General features: G+C 55.2%; 17 protein-coding genes. 9 read left to right on the forward strand and 8 right to left on the reverse strand.

Going from position 1 to position 16,364, the window contains the following annotated elements; all coding sequences use genetic code 11:
• Nucleotides 1-36: 36 nt before the first annotated feature.
• A complete protein-coding gene (locus KFJ24_RS16845) occupies nt 37-1,149 on the forward strand; it encodes an S-(hydroxymethyl)glutathione dehydrogenase/class III alcohol dehydrogenase (RefSeq protein WP_250832287.1) in 1,113 nt (370 codons plus the stop codon).
• Between the two features lie 114 nt (nt 1,150-1,263).
• Here the strand turns inward: KFJ24_RS16845 and KFJ24_RS16850 are convergent, their stop codons facing one another.
• Nucleotides 1,264-2,289, reverse strand: a complete 1,026-nt coding sequence (locus tag KFJ24_RS16850; protein ID WP_250832288.1) for a peptidoglycan -binding protein — start codon at nt 2,287-2,289, stop codon at nt 1,264-1,266.
• Between the two features lie 30 nt (nt 2,290-2,319).
• On the reverse strand, nt 2,320-3,123 hold the full coding sequence (locus KFJ24_RS16855; RefSeq protein WP_250832289.1) for a flagellar motor protein MotA: 804 nt from the start codon (nt 3,121-3,123) through the stop codon (nt 2,320-2,322).
• 94 nt (nt 3,124-3,217) lie between these two features.
• Here KFJ24_RS16855 and KFJ24_RS16860 point away from each other — a divergent pair, with 94 nt between their 5' ends.
• Nucleotides 3,218-3,679 carry an acyl-CoA thioesterase gene (locus KFJ24_RS16860; protein ID WP_250832290.1) on the forward strand — a complete coding sequence of 154 codons (462 nt, stop codon included), beginning with the start codon at nt 3,218-3,220 and terminating at the stop codon, nt 3,677-3,679.
• Here KFJ24_RS16860 and KFJ24_RS16865 read toward each other — a convergent pair whose 3' ends face one another.
• Complete coding sequence (locus tag KFJ24_RS16865; RefSeq protein WP_250832291.1) at nt 3,680-4,363, reverse strand: type 1 glutamine amidotransferase domain-containing protein; 684 nt, start codon at nt 4,361-4,363, stop codon at nt 3,680-3,682.
• A 204-nt stretch (nt 4,364-4,567) separates the two neighbouring features.
• On the opposite strand from KFJ24_RS16865, the gene KFJ24_RS16870 reads away from it, so the two are divergent.
• The 4 genes from KFJ24_RS16870 to KFJ24_RS16885 all read left to right on the forward strand — a co-directional run bounded on the left by KFJ24_RS16870 (nt 4,568) and on the right by KFJ24_RS16885 (nt 9,968).
• Nucleotides 4,568-5,311, forward strand: a complete 744-nt coding sequence (locus KFJ24_RS16870) for a substrate-binding periplasmic protein (protein WP_250832292.1) — start codon at nt 4,568-4,570, stop codon at nt 5,309-5,311.
• Entirely contained in the window at nt 5,308-6,690 is a 1,383-nt protein-coding gene (locus KFJ24_RS16875; RefSeq protein WP_250832293.1) for a ribonuclease J, read from the forward strand. Before KFJ24_RS16870 ends, KFJ24_RS16875 begins: the two co-directional genes overlap by 4 nt.
• Before the next feature lie 133 nt (nt 6,691-6,823).
• Nucleotides 6,824-9,439 (forward strand): sensor domain-containing phosphodiesterase, encoded by a 2,616-nt coding sequence (locus KFJ24_RS16880; protein ID WP_250832294.1) that lies wholly within the window; start codon nt 6,824-6,826, stop codon nt 9,437-9,439.
• Nucleotides 9,440-9,539: 100 nt separating this feature from the next.
• On the forward strand, nt 9,540-9,968 hold the full coding sequence (locus tag KFJ24_RS16885; protein WP_250832295.1) for a hotdog fold thioesterase: 429 nt from the start codon (nt 9,540-9,542) through the stop codon (nt 9,966-9,968).
• Between the two features lie 32 nt (nt 9,969-10,000).
• Here KFJ24_RS16885 and KFJ24_RS16890 read toward each other — a convergent pair whose 3' ends face one another.
• Both KFJ24_RS16890 and KFJ24_RS16895 read right to left on the reverse strand, forming a co-directional pair.
• On the reverse strand, nt 10,001-11,338 hold the full coding sequence (locus KFJ24_RS16890; protein WP_250832297.1) for an HD-GYP domain-containing protein: 1,338 nt from the start codon (nt 11,336-11,338) through the stop codon (nt 10,001-10,003).
• 106 nt (nt 11,339-11,444) lie between these two features.
• The gene (locus KFJ24_RS16895) at nt 11,445-12,176 is read right to left on the reverse strand and encodes a sulfite exporter TauE/SafE family protein (protein ID WP_250832299.1); all 732 of its coding nucleotides are present in this window, start codon (nt 12,174-12,176) and stop codon (nt 11,445-11,447) included.
• Nucleotides 12,177-12,373: 197 nt separating this feature from the next.
• On the opposite strand from KFJ24_RS16895, the gene KFJ24_RS16900 reads away from it, so the two are divergent.
• A complete protein-coding gene (locus tag KFJ24_RS16900; RefSeq protein ID WP_250832300.1) occupies nt 12,374-12,721 on the forward strand; it encodes a YchJ family metal-binding protein in 348 nt (115 codons plus the stop codon).
• 10 nt (nt 12,722-12,731) lie between these two features.
• On the opposite strand, the gene KFJ24_RS16905 is transcribed toward KFJ24_RS16900, so the two are convergent.
• Nucleotides 12,732-13,112, reverse strand: a complete 381-nt coding sequence (locus KFJ24_RS16905; RefSeq protein WP_250832301.1) for a rhodanese-like domain-containing protein — start codon at nt 13,110-13,112, stop codon at nt 12,732-12,734.
• A 189-nt stretch (nt 13,113-13,301) separates the two neighbouring features.
• Between KFJ24_RS16905 and KFJ24_RS16910 the strand changes: the two genes are divergently transcribed.
• Both KFJ24_RS16910 and KFJ24_RS16915 read left to right on the forward strand, forming a co-directional pair.
• The gene (locus KFJ24_RS16910) at nt 13,302-13,511 is read left to right on the forward strand and encodes a DUF3565 domain-containing protein (RefSeq protein WP_250832303.1); all 210 of its coding nucleotides are present in this window, start codon (nt 13,302-13,304) and stop codon (nt 13,509-13,511) included.
• 49 nt (nt 13,512-13,560) lie between these two features.
• Nucleotides 13,561-14,574 (forward strand): DUF2235 domain-containing protein, encoded by a 1,014-nt coding sequence (locus tag KFJ24_RS16915; protein ID WP_250832304.1) that lies wholly within the window; start codon nt 13,561-13,563, stop codon nt 14,572-14,574.
• On the opposite strand, the gene KFJ24_RS16920 is transcribed toward KFJ24_RS16915, so the two are convergent.
• Nucleotides 14,565-14,948: a thiol-disulfide oxidoreductase DCC family protein gene (locus KFJ24_RS16920; RefSeq protein ID WP_250832306.1), complete on the reverse strand. Its 384-nt coding sequence runs from the start codon at nt 14,946-14,948 to the stop codon at nt 14,565-14,567. The two genes, KFJ24_RS16915 and KFJ24_RS16920, sit on opposite strands and share 10 nt — an antisense overlap.
• On the reverse strand, nt 14,932-16,284 hold the full coding sequence (locus tag KFJ24_RS16925) for a CHAD domain-containing protein (RefSeq protein WP_250832308.1): 1,353 nt from the start codon (nt 16,282-16,284) through the stop codon (nt 14,932-14,934). The genes KFJ24_RS16920 and KFJ24_RS16925 overlap by 17 nt, the downstream gene beginning before the upstream one ends.
• Nucleotides 16,285-16,364 lie beyond the last annotated feature (80 nt).

The raw sequence follows: 16,364 nt of genomic DNA on the forward strand, positions 1-16,364 counted from the left end.
CGAAAAAACCGTAATCCCTTCCAAGAGGAGTTTCCCGTGATCAAATCCCGTGCCGCGGTGGCGTTTGCCCCCAACAAACCGCTGGAAGTTGTCGAAGTTGATGTTGCCCCGCCGAAAAAAGGTGAGGTCCTGGTGCGCATAGTCGCGACCGGTGTCTGCCATACCGATGCCTATACCCTTTCTGGAGCCGACTCTGAAGGCAACTTCCCGGCGATCCTGGGCCACGAAGGTGGTGGTGTTGTTGAGGCCGTGGGTGAAGGCGTAACGTCGCTGGAAGTCGGCGACCACGTAATCCCGCTGTATACCGCAGAGTGTGGCACCTGCAAATTCTGCACGTCTGGCAAAACCAATCTGTGTAGCTCGGTGCGGGAAACCCAGGGCAAGGGCGTGATGCCGGACGGCACCAGCCGCTTCAGCTACAAGGGTGAACCCATCTATCACTACATGGGGTGCTCTACCTTTTCCGAATTCACTGTGCTGCCCGAAGTATCTCTCGCCAAGATCCCCAAGGAAGCCCCCCTGGACAAGGTCTGTCTGCTCGGTTGCGGTGTTACCACCGGCATCGGCGCGGTGCTGAATACGGCAAAGGTTGAAGAGGGTGCAACCGTCGCTATCTTCGGTCTGGGTGGCATCGGCCTGGCCGCCATCATCGGTGCCAAGATGGCCAAAGCCGGCCGGATCATCGGCGTCGACATCAACCCGGGCAAATTCGACATTGCCAAACAGCTGGGTGCCACCGATGTGGTCAATCCCAACGACTACGACAAGCCGATTCAGGAAGTGATTGTCGAGATGACCGACGGCGGTGCCGACTACACCTTCGAGTGCGTGGGCAATGTGAAACTGATGCGTGCGGCGCTTGAGGCATGTCACAAGGGCTGGGGCGAATCCACCATCATCGGTGTTGCCGGTGCCGGGGAGGAAATCAGCACCCGTCCGTTCCAGCTGGTCACCGGTCGGGTCTGGCGTGGTTCAGCCTTCGGTGGTGTGAAAGGCCGTACCGAACTGCCGGGCTACGTGGAAAAAGCCGAGAAAGGTGAGATTCCGCTGGATGTGTTCATTACCCACGAAATGCCGCTGGAAGACATCAACAAGGCGTTTGACCTGATGCACGAGGGTAAGAGCATTCGGACGGTTATCCACTTCTGAGTGCGGACGGAGCAGGTCAGCGCCTGCTGGCTTGCTCTTCCCGCCTTCTCGAGTTCTCGCCCAGTGGGTATTCGGGAGTGCCCTAAACGAAGGGCGCCAATCCCTTTCTGGGCACTATCGGTCCGTAAGCTTCAATTCGATTCTCCGGTTTTTCTGAAGGGCTTCTGGCGACGTACCATCGGCGACCGGGAAGAATTCACCAAAGCCGGCGGCAACCATGCGCCGCTCGGGCACACCCTGTTCCGCCAGGTAGCGGACCACCGCCACCGCCCGGGCTGTTGAAAGCTCCCAGTTGGACGGGAATTGTGGTGTGTTAATCGGGATCAGGTCGGTGTGACCGTCGATCCGCAGAATCCAGTCAAGATCGTCGGGAATGGAGTCCACTACATCCAGCAGCACTTGAGCCAGCTTGTCGAGTTCTCCTTTGCCGTCAGCCCCGAGCTGTGCCGAACCGGAAGCAAACAGCAATTCCGAGGGCAGCAGGAAACGATCGCCAACAACACGGATGTTCTCATTGGTAGCCAGAATATCCCGTAGCCGGGAAAAGAATTCAGACTGGTATTGTTCCAGTTGATTGACCCGTTCGGCCAGCAGGGTGTTGAGGCGGCGGCTGACATTCTCCAGTTCACCTTCTTTCTCCGCCGTTAGCTGTTCCTGTAGTTTCAGGGCCTTGGTGATCTGCCTCAGTTGCTCCTGGAGCGAGGCAATCTGGTTGGACAGCCGCAGGATCATGGACTGCTGGCTGGCGGATAGTTCGTCCTTCTCCGACGCCGCTTCGGTCAAATTTGCCAGCCGCTCGGACTGGGCCTCCGCTGTGGCTGTTTGCTGCATTAACTGGTTGCGGGTGACTTCCAGCCGTTGTTGCAACTCATTATTGCGGTTCTGACCTGCGCTGAGCTGTTGCTCCAGTGCCTCGGATTTACTTTGCTCCAGTCCCAGTAATTGCGAGATCTCATTCAGGCGCTGGTTCAGGCGGGCCAGTTCGGAGTTTCGGTCTGACAGTGTCTGGGACAGGTAAAGCTGACTGACGACGTACACCAGAAGCATGAAGATCACCAGCATCAGCAATGCCGATAAAGCATCCACGTAACCCGGCCAGACATTGGTGCTGCTGCGACTGCGGCGCTTGGATCCGATCATGGGTGATTATCCATTGCTCTGCCCATGGGGTTATTCCTTGCCCGCAAGTTGATTCTTCAGCCGTTCGTTCTCTTCCAGTAGCTCAGTCATGTCTTCGCGGACGGCCACTGACTGGCTGCTGCCTTCGTCGACGGTGTCGAGGAGGTTGGTTACACCGGTGAGCCACTCTTCCAGGCCGTCATAAAAGCGGTTCTGGGCGTGGCCCGCCTGGATATCGAGAAAGCCCAGAATAAGCGAACCGCCGAGACCCAGGAGGGAGGAGCTGAATGCCGTGCCCATACCCTGCAACGGTGATAACAGCCCGGCCTGAAGATCGGCAAACACCTTGCCGAAGTCGCCCTGGCCCATATCCAGATTGGTAATGACTTCGCCAACGGCATTGATTGTGCCCAATAGCCCCCAGAAGGTGCCCAGCAACCCGAGAAACACCAGCAGGCTAATGAAATAACGGGTAATTTCCCGCTGTTCGTCCATTCGTGAGTGAATGCCGTCCAGAACCGTTCGCAAGGAGAGGGTAGAAAGCTTGAAACGGTCGCGCTTGGACTCTTCCCCGAGCTGACGAGCAAGGGGCTTGAGCAGACGTGGTTCCTGCAGAACCGAGAGTCCGGAGTGCCCGGTTCGGAACTGGGCAATCCAGCGCAACTCCGGGAAGAGCACGAAAACCTGACGGTAAGTTAGCCCGATGCCGACGATCAGGACCCCGACAATCAGCAGGTTAAATACCCAGTTGGCCATGAACGCAGTCATCAGCGGCTTGTGGATCAGCACGCCTACGACAGCGACGACCGCCAGGAAAATTGTCATCCAGAAAAGTGTGTGCTTCGGATTGCTCATGTAAATGGTCAGCCTTTCGGAGTATTCCTGAAAACGTTAGCACAGAATGTGAGATGCTGTTGATCACATAGCAGGAGATTAATTAAGGAGTTTTATGGATACCGCATTGCCATTCCGCTTTCGTTTCCGCGTTCGCTATGGTGAATGTGATGCCCAGAGCGTGGTGTTCAATGCACGCTATGCCGATTTTGTGGATGTCTCCGTCAACGAATACATCCGTACCCTGTTCGGCGACTACCAGCATTTGCTGGACCAGGACCTGGATATCCAGGTTGTCAGCCTGACTGTGAACTGGAAAGCGCCGGCGAAGTTTGATGATGTGCTGGAAGCTCGCATCCGGCCAGGGCGGATAGGCAATACCTCGTTCACGTTACATATCGAGTTCTATCGGTACGGTGAGGAAGCATTGATTGCGGATGCCGACATCACCTATGTGATGATACAGGCTTCGGAGATGGTTAAGGTAGCGGTGCCAGAGCGAATTCGGGGGCTTCTTGAGAGAAGTGCTCCCGGCGTACTCATCAGTCACGCCGGGGAGCAGGTTCAGGAAGGCTGATCAGCCCTCTTGCAAGGCTTGTACAACGGCCTTCGCAGTGCCTTCCGAGGAGGGCGGGTTCTGGCCGGTGATCAGTTTGCCATCGACCACAATGTGCGGCGTGAAGTCGTCACCGCAGGAGTAGGAACCCGTTTTCTCCTTGAGCATGTCCTCAAGCAGGAACGGCACCACATTGGTCAGGCCCACAACCTCTTCTTCGCTGTTGCTGAAGCCAGTCACGTTGCGACCGCCAACCAGATTCTGGCCAGGTTTCACCTCCACGTCCCGGAAGACTGCGGGCGCGTGGCATACGGCACCGATGACCTTGTCCTGCTCGTAGGCCGCCTTGATCAGGGCAGCGGATTTCTTGTCGTTGACCAGGTCCCACAACGGGCCATGGCCGCCGGGATAGAAGATGGCGTCGTAGTCGTTCATGTCCACGTCGCTCAGTTTTTTCGTGCTGGCGAGCGCCTCTTTCCCATGAGCATCATTCTGGAACCGATGAGTCGTTTCCGTCAGCGCCCCTTCTGCCTCGCTGTTCGGATCAACGGGCGGCTGGCCGCCTTTTGGGGAAGCGAGAGTTATGTCTGCGCCCGCATCCTTGAATACGTAATAAGGCGCGGTAAATTCTTCCAGCCAGAAGCCGGTTTTGTGACCAGTATCGCCCATCTGGTCATGGGAAGTCAGAACCATGAGAATTTTCATAGGGTGTCTGTCCTTTTTGATTGACGAATGAATGGCACGTTTCAATTGTCTCTGTCAGAGAAGCTTGTGCCGCGATCGTATGAATTCAACCTTGTTCATACGCAGATTGGACCGCGACAGATCTGACAGCAGCTATACTTGCTGCAGTTGGCTACGATGCATTTTGGATCCAGGGATACGGGAAGGGTAGTAGGGATGAGAGTAATGGGAATGCTCCTGATGCTGCTGGTGGCGCTGCCCGCCACCGCACAGCAGGGTACGGAGACCGTTGAACCGCTGACGGTTACCGTCGGCGCCAACCATGCACCGCCATACCGGATTCTTGAGAATGGTCAGCGTACGGGACTTTACGTAGACATTTTTGAGGAGATTTCAGCGCGGCTTGGCTGGAAGGTGCATTATCGGGAAGCCCCCTTTCGGCGTGTTCTCCGCATGATGCGGCTTGGCGAAGTCGACGTAATGTTGGGCCCACTTCAGACCAACGAGCGGAAAAAAATGATGGAATTTGTAGTGCCGGCTTTTCCGCCTGAGCGCCGGCTGTTTTTCTATGCTGACGAGGCTAATCGTATTGAGCGTTACTCTGACCTTTATGGAAAACGTATCGGAGTATTGGAGGGCGCCAGCTACTTTTCCCGGTTTGATCGAGACGAGCAACTCACAAAGGAGTCCGCACCGCGGTATAAGAACCTGATGCTCATGTTGCAGAAAGGTCGCGTGGACCTTGTCATTGCGCCAGAGCTCGTAGGCAAATACACAATTAATGCGCTGGACATGGACGTAACCGTCTCTCCTTTCTTTGTGCCGGGTAAACGTTCCTATATTGCCGTTGCCAAATCCTCTCCCGTGGCGGCCTACGCGGATGACATCCGGGCTGCGTTGAAACTGATTGAAATGGAAGGCATTTATGAGGACCTTGTTCTGAAATACATGGAACGACCTGCTCCATGACCCCTGACCATAACGACCTCTGGTTTTTACCCCTGGGTGGTACCGGTGAAATCGGTATGAATCTCAATCTTTACGGCCATGATGGTCAGTGGTTGATGGTGGATTGCGGTGTCACCTTTCCAAAGCCCGGGCGCCTTGCGGCAGATGGTTCCGTGCATCATCGTGGTGAGCCGCCAGTGCAGATGGCGGATCCGGCGTTTATCGCCGACCGGCGTGAACAGCTGGCTGGACTGATAATTACCCATGCCCATGAAGACCATGTCGGGGCCGTGCCCTACCTCTGGCCCCTGTTGCAGTGCCCGGTTTACACCAGCCGTTTTACAGCTGAAATACTGCGCCGGAAGCTGGCAGAATTTGGGTTGCTGCACCGGGTGCCGATCATCGTGGTGGATACCGGAGACAGCAGGCAGATTGGCCCTTTCAGTGTTCAGTGGCTGGCACTGACCCATTCCATTCCCGACCCCAACGCTCTGATGATTCGAACGGACATCGGCAATATTTTCCACAGTGGTGACTGGAAACTGGACGACCAGCCGCTGGTGGGTCACGGCTACTCTCGCAAGACATTTACTGATCTGGCGGAAGAGGGTGTGGATGCCATGGTCTGTGATTCCACCAATGCGACGGTGGCCGGACATTCCATCTCTGAAGCCGCCCTGCACGACGGTTTGATGAATGCGATCAAAGCAGCGGAAGGCCGTGTTGTTGTCACCTGCTTTGGCAGCAACATCGCCCGCCTGCACACCCTTGGCCGGATCGCCCGGGAAACCGGCCGCTACATGGGGTTGCTGGGGCGCTCGCTGATTAACATGAGTGGTGCTGCTCGGGCCGCCGGTTTGTGGGATGCTGCGGATGAACTTATTAACCCTTCCCATCTGGGGTACCTGCCAAGGGAAGAAGTGTTGGCGGTGGCAACGGGGAGTCAGGGCGAACCGCGTACCGCCCTGCGCCGGTTAGCCGCCGGTAGTCATCCGGATTTTGAGCTGGAAGCGGGTGACACGGTCATCTTCAGCGCCCGGGCTATTCCCGGCAACGAGGAGGCCATCGAGATGCTGATCAGCAAACTCAGAACAATGGGTGTGGCTGTGATAACCGCCGAGGACGCTGCGGTTCCCATTCACGCTTCCGGCCACCCCGCCCAGGATGAACTCCAGGCCATGTACCAGTGGGTTCAGCCGAAAATTGCGATCCCCGTGCATGGAGAGGCCGAGCACATGGAAACCCATGCTGACATTGCCAAACGGTGGGGTGTGCCCAAAGCGCTGGTCGGCCGCAATGGGGATCTTTTCATGATCCGTCCGGTACCTGGCATGCGCAGGCAGATAACGGGAACCGGGCGGTTAGGATGGCAATCAGGAGAGCTGGTTCCGGTTTTGTAGCGAAGGAGCAAGGCGGAACCCTGAAACTTCACGCTGCCGACCATTAATGAACCATTGGTTCTATCGCCACGTATAGCAGTTCTGGGCCATACCGTTAGTTTGAAAATAAAATCCGTCCATGGAAGTGCGTTAGATGCTGGAACTGGATGATGACTTGCTGATTAACCTCGCGCTGAGTTTTGCGGAGATTTCTAGCGCGGGGATCGACCCGGCCATTGACCGGTTCCTTCGTAAAGTCGGCTTGGCGGTTGGTGGCCACCGAAGCTACCTTTTCCTTATCGATCGCAATACCCGAACACTCAGTAACACCCATGAGTGGTGCGCACCCGGTGTTATCCCGCAACGAGATGCTGTTCAGGATCTCCCGCTGTCTGTTTTCCCGTGGCTGAAAGAACAACTACCCATCCATAAGGTTGTTGTCATTCCTGATGTCAGTGACCTGGGGGAGGAGGCGTTCGCTGAGAAGCAAGAGTTTGAGCGGCAGGATATCCGTTCCCTGGTTCTGGTTGCGCTGAAAATGGATGGCGATGTTATCGGCTTTTTCGGGGTCGATTCACTCAGTGAGTCGTTTGAGGCCTCGGAAGCTGCCGTGACTGCGTTTAAACGATGCGGCGATTTATTGTCTGCGGCGGTGCATCGAAAGGTCGCATCCGAGGCCAGTGACATGCTCTATCAGAGCCTGATTACATTTGCCGATCAGTTTCCGGGTGTCGTCTTTCAGTTCCGTATGTTTGCGGATGGGTCCGTAACCTTTCCGTTTATAAGTGTCGGTGTGGAGGAGATGTTTGGTCTGGATCCTTCTTTGCTGGCGGACGATGGAGCCGCGCTTCTGGCCCGGATTCATGAAAACGACCAGGACGGCTTTTATGGTGAAATTGAAAAATCCCGGAGCGGGCTGTCTCCCATCCATATGGGATTTCAGGCAGTAAACCACCGCTCGGATGTTATCTGGATCGAGGTGAAGGCCGTTCCGAAAAAGCTGGCGGACGACAGTACCCTCTGGCATGGCTATTTTTACGATATTACAGAACAAAAACGCATTGCCCGCAGGGTTCAGGAACAAGCCGGGCAAACACGGGCGATTCTGGATAATATTGCAGACGGTGTAATAACAACGGACTCAGAGGGCCTGATTCAGACGTTCAATTCATCTGCTGAGTTCATTTTCGGATACCGGGCCTCCGAGGTCATTGGGGAATGTATCGGGATGCTGATGCCTGAGCCAGTAAGAGATCATCAGTCTGGCATCCTGATGTCCCTGCGGGGCCAGGAACCACTGAGAGTGCCCAGGGAAATGGAAGGCTTGCGAAAGAATGGCCAGAGCTTCCCCGGGGAGGCACGGATTTCCCGGGTGGCCGATGAAACGGGAGAGGTATTTATTGGGGTCGTCACCGATATCACCGAACGAAAATCCGCTGAAGAGGAGATAGCCCGGCTCGCCTTTTACGATTCTCTGACCGGTCTTCCCAATAGGCGGCTACTCAGAGACCGCCTGGCTCAGGCGCTGGCCGTGAGCCATCGGGAAAAGACTCATGGCGGGCTTGTTTTTATCGATCTGGATAATTTCAAGACGATAAATGATTCTGCCGGACACGTCGTTGGTGACCAGTTGCTCAAACAGGTTGGAGCGCGCCTTCAGGGTATTGTCAGGGATTGGGACACGGTTGCCCGCATTGGTGGTGATGAATTTGTTCTTGTGCTCAGGGGATTTGCTTCTGATCCGAAAAAAGCGGCAAGCCAGCTGGAAAAAGTCTGCGAAAAAATACGGGATGAACTCAACCAGCCGTACCAACTTGAAGAGACAGAATACGTTGGGACACCCAGTATTGGCGTAACCCTGTTCTTTGATCACGACATGGCGCTGGAAGAGCTGCTGAGGCAGGCCGATATGGCAATGTTCCGGGCCAAAGAGGACGGGAAAAACCGGATCCGTTTCTTCGATTCCGAGATGCAGGAACTGGTTACCGAGCGACTGGCTCTTGAGTCAGACCTGAGGAAAGCCATCAGAGACAATGAGTTCCTGCTGCACTACCAGGTTCAGGTCGATGGGGCGGGCACGCCCGTTGGCGCGGAGGCACTGATTCGCTGGGATTGCCCAAGGCGAGGTATGGTCGCGCCAGCCAGCTTTATCCCTTTGGCCGAGGAGACGGGGCTGATTGAGTCGATTGGTCTCTGGGTTTTGGAAGACGCGTGCAATCAGTTGGCGTCCTGGAGTTTGGAGCCTGTCCCCCTGTCGGAACTAACCATTTCTGTGAATGTAAGTGCCCGTCAGTTTCACCAGGCTGGCTTCCTGATCTCTGTCATGGACATCCTGCGGCGCACCGGCGCACCGGCAGAAAAACTGAAAATCGAAGTCACAGAAAGCGCGCTTGCCTATGATCTGGTTAAGGTTGAGCAGATTATCCGTACGTTGAGGCGGCTGGGTGTGCGGGTATCTCTGGACGACTTTGGCACCGGTTACTCTTCGCTGGGCTACCTCAAGCAGCTATCGCTGGATGAACTGAAAATAGACCAGGGTTTTGTACGCGACATTCTCGATGATCAGAATGACGCTGCCATAGCCCGAATGATCATCGCGCTGGCGGACGCCATGAATCTTTCTGTTGTTGCCGAAGGGGTTGAAACCCTCCAGCATTTTGATTATCTCGTTGAACTGGGCTGCCAGCGATTTCAGGGTTATTGCTTTGGACGCCCCATGGCGTCGGGAGACCTGGCAAAAGCGATTGTGGCGCCCTCCTGCGATCGCTAGCCGGTCGCTAAGTCCTTGAAAGCACGATATGGTTGTTTGCTAGCTAACGGTATACACTCCGGTATTTACTTATGAGCTAACCGTTAGCAGAGGACTCAGTATGTCAATCTGGACCCGCAAGCCCGACCTGGACCATTTGGTTGAATCCAGTAAGAACACGGCCGTAACGCACATGGGCATTGAGTATCTGGAAATTGGTGATGATTACGTCAAAGGCCGTATGCCGGTGGATGAGCGCACAGTGCAGCCGTTCGGCATACTCCACGGCGGCGCTTCAGTGTTATTGGCAGAGACGTTGGGGAGCATGGCCGCTAACTGCTGCCTGAAAGATCCCAGTACAGTGGCAGTGGGGCTGGATATCAATGCAAACCACATTCGGCCCGTCAGCAAGGGGTGGGTCTACGGAACTGCAAAAGCCATCCATATTGGCAGTGCCACCCAGGTTTGGGAAATCCGGTTGGAGAGTGAGCAGGGCAAGACTACATGCATCTCCCGGCTGACCATGGCCGTCACCAAGCTCCCGAAGTAATCCTCAGAAATGCGGGAACAGGCTTGCCTGGCCTATGTTTCGTTTTTCGGGGGTGTTGGTGTAGTGCCGATCAGGCCCTCATTCACGAAGTCTTGCAGGGTAATATCGTACATACCGTCCGGCACTTCCCGTGAAATCTGATAGCTATTGCCAGCTGCGTCCAGCGGAGATGCTTTCAGGTCCAGCGACTGGTAGGACTCCTTGATCGTCTTATCAGCTTCGCGGACCAGCAGTACTTTCGGTTTTAGTTTTTGGTAAGGGTCGCTCTCCATAACGATTGCCACTTCACCGTTCTTCATCTCGACAATGGAGCCGGGTGGATAGATACCGATCATCTGGATGAACGCATCAGCCAGCTCGCCATCGAACTGAGAGCCCCGGTGTTTGTGGATGACCTCCAGCGCCTGCATGGAGGCACGGCCTGTATCGTAGACCCGTGTGCTGGTGATTGCGTCGTAGGTGTCTACCAGCCCAATGATTTTGGCAAAATAGGGGATCTGGTGGGCCTGAAGCCCGCGAGGATAGCCAGCGCCATCCATGCGTTCATGATGGCTGTAAGCAACGTCCACTGCCGTGTTGAGGGAGCTGCTGGTGCCCATCAGAATAGTGCGGCCATGGGTCGTGTGCTGGCGCATAACGCCGAATTCGTCCGGAGTGAGGGCGCCGGGTTTGTTGAGAACCTCGTCCGGAATCTGCGTCTTGCCCACATCATGCAACAGTCCACAGAGTGCAAGGTTGCGAATCTCTCCTTCAAGCAACCCCTCGTGCTTGCCAAACGCTGCCGCGAGAATTGAAACGTTAATGCAGTGTTCAGCGGTGTACTCGTCCTGATTTTTGATTTTGGTCAGTAGCAGGAGCGCGTTTTCATTACACAATACACTGTCGACGCAATTGTTTACCACGGCACGAGCATTATTCAGGTCCAGCGTACGGCCGACACGAAGACCGGACATAATTGATTTAGCGGTCTGCTGGGCCTCCTTAAACTGCATAACGGCGTTTGTCATCTCGCTGCCCGCGTCCACCTTATTGATATATGTGACGCGTCTACGAGGGACATGTTGTGGAGAACCGGGTTCTGACGGCGGCTGCTTTTTATTGCGTTTGAATAAGCCAAGCAAGCCACGGCCACGAGGGGAGGACGAGGGCCCGGACCTGGGGTGGGGCTGGGCATCAACCTGCCCTTCAATGGTTACAAAATTGCACTGGGACTGGATCGCGTGGATCTCGGACTCATGGCGAATCACAAATCCCTGAAGTAGAAAGTCGCTGTCTTCCCAAGGTTTATCCAGACGAATGACATGCATGCCAATGGCAAGTTCCGCTACATCGATCCGTGTTTCGACAAGGTCTTTATGAGCATTGCTCATAGTCACTATCCTGTGATTCCTGAAACAGACACCAAGTGATTGTCACATTATGTGGCCGGATGAAAACGTTATAAATTGCAAAATCTGGTTAAATAGTGCTCAGATTTTAGAGGGATGCGAGCCCTCGAATCAGTGCGGCCATGCCGGCTATCGCGGCAATGCCAAGTATAACCGGCCGCAGTCCTTCAAAAGGCATACGGTTGACCAGCTGGCCTGAAAACCAGAAACCGGCCAGTACTCCCGGAAAAGTTAATGCGAACAGGCTTAGTTCCCGCATGCCGAGATAGCCAGACGCCAACAGGGCCGCCAAACTGAAAAAACTGGCAACCAGAAAGAACGCGGACATATTGGCCCGTACCAGCGGGCCTTTCTCATTTTGATAAATCATGGCAATGGGTGGGCCGCCTACCGCGGTAATGGTCCCCATGTAAGTTGAGGCTGCACCTGCAATAATACTATTTCGGGCGTTCAGTTTCGGCTTCAGTCCGCCAATGCTCAGGGCAACGCCGGCAAGAATCAGAACTCCGAAAATCAGCTCAAAGCCCTTCGAGGAAAGTACCAGCAAGGTTAGTCCTGCCAGAATGGTACCCAGGACTCCTCCACCAATCGCGAAACGAACTTCCCGCACCTGCAAGGCACCATGGTTCCGGGCCAGCATGAGCATTGTCAGCAACAGGGCATTCAGAATTAAAGGTGCCGGAACAAATAATGGGCTGATCAGAAACAGCAAGGGTGCGGAAAGTGTGCCGATACCATACCCAGCCACGCCCTGAAGGCAGGCACCTGCGAGCATCGCAAGATTGGCCAGAAGAATCTGTAACAGGGAAACATCCGTCAAAGTGAATCACCACATGGTTGAGAGTAAGGACTGAGCGATGCTGATACACTGCCAACACCCGATCATAACTGAAAAAACGACGTCCAATGACACAACAGCCTGATACTCAACACTGCCATTGCGGTAGCCGAAAACCCTACGCTGACTGCTGCGAGCCGTATCACCTGGGCCAACCTGCCCCGACGCCGGAAGCCTTGATGCGGTCCCGGTACAGTGCCTTTGTCTTGAGGCTGACCGACTATGTGCTTGCTACCTGGCACACCCGAACCTGCCCGGCCATGCTGAGCCTTGAGGATTCACCGGATTGGGCATCATTACGTATTCTCGATAGTAGCCAGACCGGTGATTCCGGTAGCGTCCATTTTCAGGCGATTTACAAGGCTGGAACCGGTTGGGGTTACCTGGAAGAAAAATCGGACTTCCTGAGAGAGGACGAGCGCTGGTATTACGTCAACGGTAATACCAGCGAGGGCCAGCTAAAACCCGGGCGCAACGAACCCTGTCCATGCGGCAGTGGGAAGAAATACAAGGCCTGTTGTCTGTAAGCCGGACGGATTAATCGAATGAAGGTAGGTCTGGCTTGACGACATCTTTGCCTGCCTCTTCCCAGGCATCGAAACCGCCCTCAATGGACTGAACATGCCGATAGCCCATCTCCTTCAATGCCCTGGCGCTCAGGGCTGCGCGGCCTGAGGTCTTACAGTAAACCACAATCTTCATGTCCCGGCTTTCCAGCGCGGGATCGTTGGTGAACTTGAATTCAAGCATGCCGCGGGAAATGTTTGTGGCTCCCGGTATGTGACTGGCGCGGTATTCATCCGGATCCCGCACATCCAGCAACACGTCCGCCTGCTTGATCGCCTCGTCCGCCTGGTTCAGTGAAACTTCCTGGATAGTTTTCTTGGCCTCTTCGACCAGATCGTGGGCAGTCTTCATGGCTGTCTCCTGAATCGAAAGATTGGAATAAGGTTATATTTTAGCATGCGGGGTAGGCCAGTTGGCGACGATACTTTCGGTGTCCAGACCCTGAAATCGAACATGCGTGTGTTCTCGATGGCTCATGAATTCCGGTTTCGATCACCGCAGCTCGCAGGCGTTTGTGGATCTCTCGTGTAAACTTGAGCCATGAAACAATCGATAACGGGTTACCACAAGGACGAAGAAAATCACTGGGTTGCCCAGCTGGCGTGTGGCCACAATCAGCATGTGCGCCACGACCCGCCCTGGGTGAACCGGCCATGGGTGGTGACTCCCGAAGGTCGGGCATCCATGCTGGGTTTTGAGCTGGAGTGCAAAAAGTGTGAGGAAGGCGCACCGCCGGATAAGCGGCCCTGAGCTATAATGTGGCTGTAATTTGATCAGCTTTTTGGCAAAGGAGTCTGCCATGGCAAAGCGCCTCGTTATTTGTGCCGATGGCACATGGAACCGTCCTGAAGAAGACCTGCAGAAAGACGTACCCACCAATGTCCTGCGCATAGCCCGGGCGATACGGCCGCTGGCGGCAGGTGGCCAGCCGCAGCATGTATTTTATGACTGGGGAATTGGCTCCTACCACAATTCGGTTATTGGCGGTGTTACGGGCCAGGGCATTCACAAGAACATCATGGATGCCTACCGCTACATCGTTCAGAATTACCAGCCAGGTTCCGAACTCTATTTCTTTGGTTTCAGTCGTGGCGCCTATACGGTGCGCTCCCTGTGCGGGCTGATCAATAATTGCGGCATTCTCAAGCGTCCGGATGCACGGCTGATCCAGAAAGCATTTGATCACTACAAGAAAACAGGCAAGGACTACGCGCCCTCAGGGGCCGAGTCTCTAAAATTCCGTGCGAAGCACAGTTACGAGTCGCGAGAAATCCGGTTTGTGGGTGCCTGGGATACGGTGGGCGCGTTAGGTGTGCCGTTCTCCCTTCTTGGTCTGTTCGACCAAAAGGACGAGTTCTATGACACCAAGCTGGGCAGTAATGTACGCATTGCTCGCCATGCCATGGCCATTGACGAGCGTCGAGAGGATTTCGAGCCGACTTTGTGGCTACCGAGGCAGGGACTGGATTTGCAGCAGGTGTGGTTTTCCGGATCACACAGTGACATAGGTGGCGGTTACCCGGCCGATGGTGGCGGTCTGTTGGCCTCGGACATCGCTTTGGAGTGGATGGTGAAAGAGGCAGGTATCTCAGGCCTCGAGATTGAGCCGCATTTGCCCGCAAGTATCGAGGCCAGCCCGAAGGCCGGGCTGCATAATTCCCGGCGGCACATTTTCCGGTTCTCCACGCCGCTGGTTCGGCCCCTGAAACCGAAGGGTATTGAAACCGTTATCCACCCCTCTGTGGCGGAACGGTGGCGGCGTGATCCGGATTATCGCCCGCCGAACCTGAAACAGATTGGCTTTCAGGCCTGATTGGCCTGGCCTTTATCACCAATGGCGCAGGCGTATTTGCGCGCGTAGCGGCGATCGGCCCAGCGCTCATATATGCGCGATGCGACGGAGAATACCAGAGGCCAGAGCAGCGGTTTGAAGAGCAAGCCGAAACGGGTGTGGGACCAGGCACGCACGTTGGCATGCAAGCCGGTGACCCACTCGCCGGTCGAGGTCATCAGATGCAGTCGGCGAAGCAGTGATTCATGGCTTGGCAGGCCCTGGTTTTCGGCATGTTGTTCGTGAATGTCCGCGAAGATCAGGTTGCCATCCTGGAGTTTGCGAAGGGTACGGATCTCGCGGGCACACAGGGGGCAGCTTCCGTCATAGAACAAAGTGTCATAGCTGGGCTCCATCAAGTCCTCCAAGGGCAAGTATCTGTTTGCGGACATCCGCCTTTTGCTGTTTCAGTACGTCTTCGAGGCCACTGATCGCCGCTGGCAGAGCCTTCGGGGCGTTGTTGCGGAACTGCTCCATCAGCTCAATCTGAACGCGAAGATCCTGGAAGCCGCCGTAAAGTTTTTGCCGACCTTTCAATGTCTTAAGGCCGCCTTTCCATCCGGCCTTGTCCAGCTCCATCAGATATCGAATGCGTTTTAACAGCTTTCGCAGCCGATGTATGTCCTCGTCCGGGGATGTGACCATCAGCTCCGCGGTACGCCTGTTGAACTGTCTAATACGTTGCTCAACGACTTTTCGGATGTCTTTCGGGGTAAGTTTGCCTGCGAGTTTGTTGAATTTCCGGGAATCGATCAGGTGGTGCCAGTCGTTCATGCTGTCGTGATAGTGCTTGCCATTCAGTTTATTAACCAGCCGGGCGTGTTCTTCCTCTGCCTCGTTTTCAAAGTAGGTGTGAAGGGTGGTTCGCAGCTCTTCGTTGCCCTGGCACAGCCGTGCCAGGTCCTCGAGCAAGACGTGCAGATCCCGGAGCCGCCCAGTGGCTTTGGCATGCCGTTTCAGTTGTTTTATTGCCCGGGAGAGGAGATTGTCTCGGGTCACCTCCTGTATGGATTCGGCAATGGCCCGGCTGCGGCGGATGGCAATGCGATAATGGTGCAGGAATTCATTGTCCAGCCCGAGAATGACGCCGGGTTCCAGCTGGTTGATAACGGTGAGCTGGTGCCTGAGTGCTGCCGGAATATCCTTGGCCGGATTGTTGCCGTCGGTTTCCGCTCGTTTTTTCAGCTTGCGGGCAAAGTCGGGGTAGCTGAAGTCCTTTGGGGTAAGAAATCGATCCAGCCTGCCCTTGCCTTTTTTCAGCTCGCACCAGTGGTCCACCGGGATGTGAATGTGGATAAAGCTCGCTGTGGGGAGGTGGGCCGGCGGGTGTTTGAGCAGCCATTGGGCTAGCTCAAGGAGCGCCGGGTTGTGGCCGATTAGAGCAATCTGCTCCTCGTTTTCACGCTTTTGCAGCCAATGGACGAGCTGTTGATAGTCAAAGGTGTAGAGTTCAGGGCTTACATGGGCGCGTCCCGCAGGGAAGGTCGCCGGCAGCACCCCTGCAAGAGTCTGCTTTGCGCGTTCGGCATTGCTGGCATACAGAACGGCATCAAAGCCGCCGTTTTGGGTCAGAGCTTTGCCCAGCGGTGCCAGTTGTTTTTCACCCCTCGCATTGAGTGGGCGCTCCCGGTCACCAAGGTCCTCGTCTGCCCAGCTGGATTTGGCATGTCGGATCAGGAAGAGGTGTTTCATGTTGCTGCCTTGCTACTTGGACTTTTTGGACTTTCGTCTGAAAATGCTCAAGGTCCTTAGGGTGCAGTCGATAAGCCAAC

The organism is Marinobacter sediminum, assembly GCF_023657445.1.
In the GTDB taxonomy this organism is placed as follows: domain Bacteria; phylum Pseudomonadota; class Gammaproteobacteria; order Pseudomonadales; family Oleiphilaceae; genus Marinobacter; species Marinobacter sediminum_A.